The organism is Tamlana crocina, from assembly GCF_012037625.1.
This window is the reverse complement of record NZ_JAAVJS010000033.1, coordinates 1-10,522: the sequence shown is the minus strand read 5'-3', so window position 1 is coordinate 10,522 and position 10,522 is coordinate 1. Positions and strand designations below refer to the sequence as shown.

The following is a 10,522-nucleotide window of genomic DNA, read 5'->3' as shown; positions in this document are numbered from 1 at the left end:
CTCAACTCGACGGCTTTTTGTTTAAATTCTAAGGTGTAATGTTTAGATTTTCTTCTCATAATTGCTAAAATAAAAACTAGCAAACATATGCTCTCATCTTTATGTCCAGTCTAATGTAGTAATTCCAAAAACCAGACATTGTCTTAGAGTCAAGGAAAAATAGTGAAGAATATTTTATTATTGATACGAAGTGGAAAATAGTTAATGATGGTAAACCAGGAGATGATGATTTAAAGCAAATGTTCGCATATAATTACAGGTGGAATTGTAATCACAGTATGTTACTGTATCCATCAACTTCTACTCAAAATTCAATAAAAGGACAATATTTCGTGTCGGAGGATAACAAGAGGCACTCTTGCGAATTAAAGTTTGCTGAAGTTTTACAAAATGGAAAATTAAATACTAAAATTGGAGAACAAATCTTGGTGTCTTTTGATGTAGCTAGATAGACTCAATATTTTTTTACCTCACATTGATTTCGTAACTTTTCATTTCGAAAAATATATTTAATGATATGAGTAAATTTTTACTTATGCTTTTCCTCTTTTTTCACTTTTCTTTTGCTCAGTCAAGTAAAAAGGCACTCATTATTGCAATTGGGAATTATCCTGAAAAAAATGGTTGGCAGAAAATTAATTCCGTAAATGATATTCCGTTAATAACTCAAGGGATAGGCTACAAACCCGCCAATTCCCTGATGGGAGATTACCAATGGCTATTTTGAATTTTTTATTATTATTGGTTTCTAACGCTTGTATGGAAATTAGAGTTTTATAAATTTTCTTGTTGTTGTCTTTTTATTTGAACCCTCAATTTTTATAATATAAATTCCGGTGTTTAAATGGGCAACTTTGATTTTCCCCATTGAGGATTTTATGGGAATAAGTTGGCCTAAACTATTATAAATTCTAATTTTACTTATTTCTGAAACTCCAGAGATGTTCAAATAGTCCTTGACTGGGTTAGGTGTTATTTTTAACTTGGCCTCCAAAACAGGTCTATTGGAGGATAAAGATGAAGGAAAATGAATTATCCCATCAGACTCTTTGAATCGAGTAACCACGCCTTCTTTTCCATTCAATGAAGATAACTCATTGCCGAAATCATAGTATTTCATAATAGTGTCTTGATAATTGTAGAATCCTAAATTATAGCTAATAAAATAATTTTGACCATACCCTTTAAAGAAACTAGGTTTTCCCCAAGTTTGATCAAATCCATTTTGGTCGGGATTGTTGTCCGCATTTTGAATTATTCGTTTTAAATTCCCAAAGGTGTCATAGACGGCAATAAAATAGTCTTGTTTTTTTAGGTTTAAATCGATGCTGTTTCCATTTGTTCCGGTAAATGTGGTTGAGACTTGATTTTCAACTCTATCGGCAATGTGTCCCAAAACAGCGAGTTCATTTCCGTTTTTTATAATTTTTAATCCATTCCCGTAATACGATTTTTTTCCTCCCTGAATCCATTGACAAACACCATTTGAGTTCACCTTTAATACAAAAAAGGCACCGATATTCACTTGGGTTAATGTGCCATCTGTGTTCTCAAAAGTATGTAAATAATTGTCCCTTTCATCTAGGAAAGTACCGTCAACACTATTTTGTCCGGATATGTAACAGTTGCCATCGGCATCAGTAACCATCGATGATGGCGTAGTTCCGTCGTTCTTAACATTGTAAGTTAGGCTTCTTGTTTTCCAAAGAAGTTGTCCGTTAGGCGTGAATTTTGATAAGAAGAGTTTTCCTCCATAATTGCCTGTCTCTCCTAATAGTGTTTCATAGTTGTTGCTTCCAGCCGAGTAAAATTCGGCTCGGTGTTCAAATCTACCAGTGAGATATATGTTGTTTGATTCGTCAAAACCTAAATGAACAATGTCTGAACCATTGGTGGCACTGATGAGCATTTTATTATTCCAAATAATTTCACCTTCAGGGCTGATTTTAGCGAAAACATGACCGGAATAACTAAACTGTGTTGGAGACTCGTTTACCGTGTCGTCTAGATCGGCTACTATTTCTCCGTTTAAGTAAATGTTATTAGGTCTTAAATAGTCAAATACGCCACTAGCCAATAGGTTATTATCCTTGTCTATAAATAATTTGTTGAAGTTGATGTACTGACCTTGAATTTCCCAAATTATTTTTCCTGTCGAATCAAGTTTTATTAAAAAATTGCTTAGCCCATTATCTAAATCTAGCTTAAAACCGGTAGAATCGATGAAATAGCCTCTCGAATTACCTGTTATGTATACATTGCCTTCATTGTCTTGTACAGAGTAATGAATTTCATCTCTAAAAATATCTGTATAAACAATCCATCTTAGCGTTCCGTTTCTGTCGTATTTTGCTGCATACGCTCCAGGCTCATTGAATGTATGTGATTTACCGATGTTAGAATTTAGCGTGGAAAAGTTATTATGGCCACATAAAATAAAGCCATTCTCCGTAGGAGCCATGTGGCCTATGTCCTCGGTATAGCTTCCATTCCATTTTGGGTCTTTACCTCCATTGATAAAGGACCAACTGTGTTCAGTATGACCTAAATCTTGATAAATGTAAGGACCTTCCTTTGTAATTTCATCATAACAGCCGTCGTTCGACCATGTTTTTAAGAGAGCTTCAGTGCTGCCTAACGAAGAAAACTTGGCTTGAGGAGCAGATAGGTTACTGGAAGCAATGCTACTGTTTTCTGGAAAAGACCATTCAAAATTAGCAGCATCGGTTGTCCTTTCAGAAAAAGTTACCGTTTCGTTCAATTTTGCGTTTATAAGATTCGGGGTAAATTCAGCTTCTGTTTGTTCTACCGTCACTAAAAAAGAATCATTGAATCTTCTACTGCAGTTTGCTAAAGTGTTAGAGGCGCTGATGTAATATTCTCCGGTTTCCAATGGGATACTGGTTAAAACGATAGTGCTACCATCTCCGACGGCACTTGTCCCGAAATAATCATAACTGCCTTCTTTTCTTAGAGAATATTCAACGTTTTCTTCAGAATCAATAATTTCAATTTGAAGGGGTTGGTCTTTACATAAAATATTATCGATAACATTTATAGCCTTTTCGGTGTCAGGCTTCGGAACAATATGGATGGTTGTTGTGTATGTGCTTTCTTCACCCTCACTGTTTTTACCTTTTATGCTTATTTCATGTTCTCCAATTTCTTCAAATCTGTGCGAAAAATAAGAGGTGCACCCACCCTTAATATAATTACCATTCACATAAAATGTGCAGTATTTTGATGAGCCACTAAAAGATTTGATGGCAACATAGTTGCCAACGCAAGCACCATATACATCTAGGGTAACATGGGGGCTTGTTGCTCCGCCTAAGTTTTCCGTTTTTAGTATTGTACCATTATCACCGCAAGCATATATTAGGGAACTGTTGTTTGTTGATTCCCAAAATGAATTTATGGAGTGTTTTGAAGAACTAGGCTGCCATTCTAAATACGAATAAGAAGTATCTGATTTAAAAATACCATGGTCAGTAGCTATAAGGTGAACACCACTATGTTTTATAATAGCTTGCCCGTTAAGTGCTCCATAGCTAAATCGATTGGAATACTTTACAGAACCCGTGGATAGTCGCATGTAATTATTGCCGACAGAATAACTATACCCTCCATCATCCGAAATATCTTTGTGAATAGCACCGGGAGTATTATTTTGGGTGAAACTGTTTGGAGTGTCTGGGTCTAACGACATCAGCACATAATTGTTGGCTCCGATTGATATCCCTCCATTATATAAATCTAAGGAGAGAAAGTCGTCCTCAAAATTCGTGCTAATGATCGTGTAATTATTGTCGTAAAAACTAAAGTATAGACCGTTATCTCCAACCCCATAAAATTTATCCTCAGTCTCGTCGTATGCTATTTTGTTTATTGAGCCTTGAAATTCTTCAATGACGATTATTTCGTATTCCAAAGAAGGTAAATGAATCTTGAATATTACCGGTTTTTCATTAGAAGCGTTTTTGCCACATGCATAGATAACCCCTGAATCTCCCGTCGCAGTTGTTTTGGCGGTACAATGGGTAAACTCCGTATTTTCATAGATAGATGAGTTTATGTTGTTGTCACTTATGGAAAACCTCTTCCAGCTTGAATCTCCGATTCCATAAGTGGTAGTAGTATATAGTCCATTACGTCCGGAAACTAAGCCATTGTTCTCGAAAAATACGACTCCTGTTAAATCATCGTTTATACTACTTTCTAGGTCTTCCCATTGACCGTATGTTACTTGAAAGAATAATAAAGCAAGTATGACTAAAGTTGGTTGTAATTTCATTTTGACTTGGACTAAAATATTTGATGTCAAATATATTGGTAAGTTTCATTTTGAAGGATATTTATTGTTAAAGAGGTTTTATTTTAGATAAATGGTAAGGTTCGTTTTACCGAATGTCGCATAATAATTCGAGCCGCCGAATATAAATAGGCTTTTTTAGAAGGTTCTGAGTATTTTCAGGAACCAAAATCCAACCTCAATTGACTTTTAATCACGGTCTTGTTAAGCAAAGTATTAAATACAACATCCGAATTTTGAGCATTTAATAGTTTATGGAAAAGTATAACGGTAGCTTCGGCATCACCTCTTGCTCTATGTCGTGCTTCGATTTCAATGTTCAAGTCATTGCAAATATTACCTAAACTGTAGCTGTCATGGCCGGGCAGCAATTGACGGGAAAGCTTTACCGTGCATAGCTTTTTTCGATTGAATTTTACACCGATTGTTTTAAATTCCTTCCGTATGACGTTGTAATCAAAATTTACGCTATGGGCAACAAAAATGCAACCTTGTGTGATTTCTAGAATGTTTTGGGCTATCTGTGAAAATGTTGGGGAACTGGCCACCATAGAATAATCTATACCTGTTAATTGCGTAATATAATCGGGAATATAAGTTTCAGGATTGACTAGAGAAGTAAATTCATCAATAATGTTTTGGCCATCATATTTGAAAATGGATATTTCAGTAATTTTTCCACTCTTTCCAGTGGTTTCTACGTCAATGATGGTGTACATTGTTTTTAAGTTTTTATTCCAAATACCAATAAGTGCTGAATGGTACGTGAAATTAGCGAAAGGTAATTAAATTACTTTGATTATATTTGGAGTAGGTTGATTTTCAATCGAAAACCAAAGTGTAATTCCTAATGGACTGTATCCATCAAGGCGATGGCTTTGGTTTTTTTTGTTTTAGTGTGATATCAAAAAAGCACAATAAACTGCATTATTGTGCTTTTTTAAATAAAGAATTAATTTTTAATTATTTTATTCGAAAAGAATCCATTTTCAGAATATATGTTTATGAGGTATAAGCCTCTTTCTAGATTGTTTAAATCAATTGTTTTAAAATCTGATTTTATTTCCTTTACCTTCTTTCCTGAAAAAGAGTAAATTTCAATTTTTAAAAGAGGAGCTTCAGATTCTATATAAAGTGATTTCTCCACCGGATTGGGGAAGATTGAAATAGACTTCCTTAAATCAAGGTCTGTATTAAGAGTTGATTCGAAGCTTTTATAATTTGACCTGATAATATTATTCGAGGCTTTAGAATTTTTAGCTTTTGATATAAGAGTGAAATTACAAGATTCACTCACGGTTATTCCAATAAAGTAATCATACGATTTGGTGTTGGAATTTACGTCTTTGTCATTGTAGGCTAAATTGTTTGCAGACAATGAGGTTAATAGTTCAAAATCATTGTTGTTTTCCTTTCTGTAGATGTCATAAGTGCCGTAGTTTAGTCCGCTATATGCACTCCAATTTAAGTTTATGCTGCCGTCTGAAGCTTTGTTGGCCTGTAGCAAAATGGTTTGGTGAAAAGGGCTTAGTTCTGATACATTTCCGCACTTATCTTTTATTCTCACTTTATAGTTATAGCTTACTGATTGATTGTTTGATGAAGTGTCCAAAAAGGAGTTTTCATATGGACTGATTTCTCCTATTAGTTCATATTGGCCAAGCGTACTGCCTTCCCTAAGTATTTGGATTTTATCGACATTATAAGATTCAGCATTATTGATAAATATTCTGTTGTAATCAGAGTCAATGTTGTCACTAGAAACATAGCATATTGTCAAATCGTTATAAATGGGTTCGGTTCCAATTTCAAAATCTTTTGACATGACCACACCATCGCCATCCGTAACTGTTATGGTATAAGTTCCGCTAGGCTTATTTGAAATATTTCGAGTGGTTTCCCCAGATGACCACTGATAAGTTAACGGCTCTATATATTCTGCAAAGGCAGTTTCAATAAACCCTATGGTATCGGTTCCACAGTATGTTTTGCCGATGGTTCCGGATATAACAATATCATTCAAGTTATTCACGGAAATTACTATTGCTTTTTCAGTAGACAGGCCTTCGGGGTCGGTGGCTTTTAGTCTGATGAAATATTCGTTCTTAGTTTCGTAGTCAAAGGTGAGGTCGGTATACAGCTTATTGTCTATAATTGTAAATTTGTCATTATCCGAGCTTCCCTCTCCTTGAACTAGAGATATCGTGTGCTCTACGTCATCAATATCGGCCACCTCGATTAGGGTCATTTCTTCATACGAAAGGTTTTCATCAAAAGAAGCGGTGACTAAAGAAATATCGGTTGGCGCATCATTAACATGGTTGATGGTTACGGTTAACTCCTGAGATGACAGTATGTCGGCATTTTCAACTGATAAGACGTCGATGACAACCGTTTTGTCGCTATCCATAGCATCTTCTAGCGCCGTTAGCGTAACTGAGGCCGACAACTGACTTGCCGGAATTAGAATGGAACTTGAACTTAATTCGTAATTTGTAGAAGCTGCGGTGCCCGATAGCTTTAAGTTTACTGTAATATCTTCACTAGGGGATATATCATTTAGCGTGGCAGTAAGTATTGTTTGTTCTCCATTCTCAGCGATATTCATTTTGCTGGTTGATAATGTTATATCATAATCACAGGATTCGTTTCTAAATTCGGTGTGTTCGTCTTTGTTCCATCTATTGTAGAATGATTCGTTTGAATTTGCCAGAACTAAGTCATCTATAAAAATACAAGATAAATTTGGATGGTTGTATGAGTCAAAATTACTAATTAATGAATTATTACCATTTCTCATATCAAGAAAGCTAAGCTGATTGTTCACTAAATGAATAGATTGAAGCGCGTTGTTGTTTGATAAGTCCAAGTTATTTAAATTGGAATTTGAACAATCTAAAAATTTTAAGTTTTTGTTATTGTTTAAATCTAAACCTTCTAAAGGAGAGTCGATTATTCTTAGAGTCATTAGAGCTGTGAATGTGTCAACCTTTAATGAGCTTACACTGGTGTCGTGTAATTCTAACTGCTCTAAATTGCTTGTGTTCGATAGCTTTAAATTAATTAGGTTTGGGGTTTTTTCAGCAATAAAGGATTTTAAATTAGGGTTAGAATTTAGGTTAATGCTTTCAATATCAGGAAACCTATAAAAATAAATGCTCTCTAGAATACTGTTGGAGCAAGTAAATTCAATCAGGGATTGGTAGGCTCGAAACTCCTCAGTATAATACTTTAGCTGTATTCTAACATAATGCTCCAGTTTTAACTCATTAAAATTGTTTTCAGAACAATTCAGTGTTCTTAAATTTTTAAAATATTCTAGCCCCTGAAGGTTACTAATGTTTCGAGAAGATATATCTAGGTTTTTTATGTCGAAGGCGTCCTGCGCATTGATACTTTGGTTAATTATGCCGTCCGAATCGTACCCTAAATCTATTAAGGCTTGTTCAAAGTTAGGATCAGGAATATTTATTATAGCTTCATAAAGATAGGTTGGGAGATTCTGAGAAAACAGGTTGTTAACAAAAAATAACGATGTAAAAGTTAAGAATAGGAGGTTTTTAGACATATCAATAGGTTTATAAATTAATTGTAATTTTTTAAATAAAAAGTACTATTGTGCTATCCTAAAAATGTGAATCTTTAGATTGTTCGAAGAGAGAGGATATAAAGAAAAAGTAAGAAAATCTGGTAAAAAAATAAACACGATATTCTGTTATGTAAATTAGATAAAATGAAGTTATTATGGTAAACCGTAATTTGTCGTTTAGAGGGTAGAATTATAAAACAGAGGGAACAATTAGGCAGATAGATTTGAGTTGAAATATAGTGCCAGATTGGAACAAGTTTTCTATTTTTCCTCCAAAATATCCATCAACCTGTGGTTTAAGTAGAGTTTTTCCTTTCCTACTTTTTCCGATTTTAAAAAGCCAGCACTTTCCAAGTCCGCTAAGTAATTGCCGACTGTTTTTGGTGTGCCCAATCCGGCATCGACCAAAAATTGGCGTTTCGTATAAGGCAGCCTAAACAGTATTTCAATAAGGTCTTTAGAATACGCTTTGGGCAACGTTTGTTTTATTTCTTCACCCATAGTTTCCATTAGGGCGGTAACACTTGTTAAGCGTTCCAGTCCCTTTTTTGCCGTATATTCTATCATTTCGAGTATATACAACACCCATGATTCCCAGTCTTTTTCTTCGGTTACTAGCCGAAGCTTGGTATAGTATTCCGCTTTATTTTTGATAATATATTCACTTAGATATATGGCCGGTGTATCCAGTAGTTTTTCGAGTTTTAAATAGAGAAGAAGCAATATTCTGCCCGTTCTGCCATTACCGTCACTGAAAGGATGGATAGCCTCAAACTGATAATGTAACAACGCCATTTTTATAAGAGGATCCAAGGAGTTTTTATAGTTAATAAACGCTTCTAGATTGGTCAATTTTTCCCTTATAACATCTTCACCCGTGGGAGGTGTATAAATTGTTTCACCCTGTTGGTTTTTCAGGGCGGTGCCGGGAGTTGACCTTATACCGGCGGTATTCTTTTTTATGCTTTGAACGATTTCAATACATAAATTGGTTGTAATGAACGGACGTTTTTCAATAACTTTTAAGCCGTGCCACAGGGCTTCTTTATAGCTTATTACCTCTTTTGTTGCCGGCGTGTCAAATTTTTTATCGGCCACTATACTTTTGTACAAATCGTCATTAGTGGTTATAATGTTTTCTATTTCTGAACTCGCCTTAGCTTCCTGTAAGTGAATAGTGTCTAGGAATAAGGTTGGGTTGGGCAAATTGGTCAGCATGCCATTCAGTTGGGCTAAGGCCCTACTGGCATCAATGGTTTTACGTAACACTTTTGTGGTTTCTAAATCTGCTTTGGGGGGCAGTTGCGGTAAGGTGTTGTATGGGGTGTTTCTGTTAAATTTGGTCATTGTAAACGAAGGTAAGATTTACATGTTTTATAAGCACAAGGGTAAATATAGCGTTTTTTTACCTTTGTTTTAGCGAAAGGTGTAAAATTTACTCTTGTTCAGATTAATGGTTAAGGCCCAGTTTCTTTTTTATTTCGAAGTCGTAAGAGTTAAATTCTTCCAATTGACCAATTTCCCCGAGTTCAATGGCTTTATGCTTTCTGTAATACCAATAAGAATTAAAGAACCCGCCTTTAACCGAAATTGTAATACGCTGTTTGTTTCCCGTTAGTTCGTGTTTTATATCCTGAACATAGAATAGCTTAAAGCCTATTTTATCCTCGACAAAGGGCAAATGTATATGCTCTCCAATTCTCGGAATACATTTAAGGTTCTCGACTTTAAATGAGGCATAATTTTTAAAATACTCTGCACGGATGAATATTTCGACATGATTAAATTTTAAAGTATTGACATGGGGGTAATCGAATATTTCGTCGTAAATATTTTTCAGCTGTTTTCTTATTTGGTAGCTGTTTAAACTTGTGTTTTCTTCTATTTGTTTCAAAGTGGGGTAGGGAATGTCTTCATCTTCATAGTAGTTTTCTAAGCTTAAAAATTCCATTAATTCAGAGTAGGTAGGGGTGTCCTTGTATTGTTTGCTGATTTGTGGCCATATCGAAATTAAATCCACAAGAATTTGTTTAATAGAAATATTTTGTTCCATCATTTTAATGTGTTGTTGGCGTGTGTTTTAAGATAGAAATAAAAACATATATTTGTATAGAAAATTATTATAAATCAGAGTACACACTCTCGTACACGGTTTTATCAAAAAAAGGCATAAAAGGCGTAAAATTCGGGTGTTTTTTCAAACTCATAACCCGAAGGTCACTGGTTCGAGTCCAGTTCCCGCTACTAAGTTTAAAACGAACGTAATCAGTGGTTTAGGTTTTTCTAAACCGTTTTTTTATGCTTACCTTTAAACAAATACTTACCTTTGCATACGATAGTGAATACGAAAGTGCATACGATTTGTCAGAAAAGCGAAGATTTTCCCAGCCCAAAATTTATACAGGAAATAACGACCTTAGCAAGCGGTGGTACGTGTACTTTTCGTTCCGGGATCCTGAAACCGGCCGCCTAAAACGCCAGACCCCGATATATGTGGAATTACTACATTAGACTGGACATAAAGATGAGAGCATATGTTTGCTAGTTTTTATTTTAGCAATTATGAGAAGAAAATCTAAACATTACACCTTAGAATTTAAACAAAAAGCCGTCGAGTTGAG

The 10,522-nt window shown here is 34.9% G+C and carries 8 protein-coding genes; 3 read left to right on the top strand and 5 right to left on the bottom strand.

Annotation, left to right across the window (positions count from 1 at the left end):
• Positions 1-137: 137 nt before the first annotated feature.
• On the top strand, positions 138-452 hold the full coding sequence (locus tag HC176_RS20375) for a 5-methylcytosine restriction system specificity protein McrC (protein ID WP_425338207.1): 315 nt from the start codon (positions 138-140) through the stop codon (positions 450-452).
• 65 nt (positions 453-517) lie between these two features.
• On the top strand, positions 518-727 hold the full coding sequence (locus HC176_RS15275) for a hypothetical protein (protein WP_167919822.1): 210 nt from the start codon (positions 518-520) through the stop codon (positions 725-727).
• Positions 728-766: 39 nt separating this feature from the next.
• On the opposite strand, the gene HC176_RS15270 is transcribed toward HC176_RS15275, so the two are convergent.
• The 5 genes from HC176_RS15270 to HC176_RS15250 form a co-directional block, all read right to left on the bottom strand.
• Positions 767-4,294, bottom strand: coding sequence for a T9SS type A sorting domain-containing protein (locus HC176_RS15270; RefSeq protein WP_167919820.1), 3,528 nt, complete (start codon positions 4,292-4,294; stop codon positions 767-769).
• 176 nt (positions 4,295-4,470) lie between these two features.
• Positions 4,471-5,031, bottom strand: a complete 561-nt coding sequence (locus HC176_RS15265; RefSeq protein WP_167919818.1) for a 3'-5' exonuclease — start codon at positions 5,029-5,031, stop codon at positions 4,471-4,473.
• Between the two features lie 233 nt (positions 5,032-5,264).
• Entirely contained in the window at positions 5,265-7,880 is a 2,616-nt protein-coding gene (locus tag HC176_RS15260) for a T9SS type A sorting domain-containing protein (protein ID WP_167919816.1), read from the bottom strand.
• A 282-nt stretch (positions 7,881-8,162) separates the two neighbouring features.
• The gene (locus HC176_RS15255; protein ID WP_167919814.1) at positions 8,163-9,248 is read right to left on the bottom strand and encodes a Fic family protein; all 1,086 of its coding nucleotides are present in this window, start codon (positions 9,246-9,248) and stop codon (positions 8,163-8,165) included.
• A gap of 103 nt (positions 9,249-9,351) precedes the next feature.
• Positions 9,352-9,921, bottom strand: a complete 570-nt coding sequence (locus tag HC176_RS15250; RefSeq protein WP_167919812.1) for a hypothetical protein — start codon at positions 9,919-9,921, stop codon at positions 9,352-9,354.
• Between the two features lie 278 nt (positions 9,922-10,199).
• On the opposite strand from HC176_RS15250, the gene HC176_RS15245 reads away from it, so the two are divergent.
• Entirely contained in the window at positions 10,200-10,412 is a 213-nt protein-coding gene (locus tag HC176_RS15245) for a hypothetical protein (protein WP_167919810.1), read from the top strand.
• Positions 10,413-10,522: the final 110 nt, after the last annotated feature.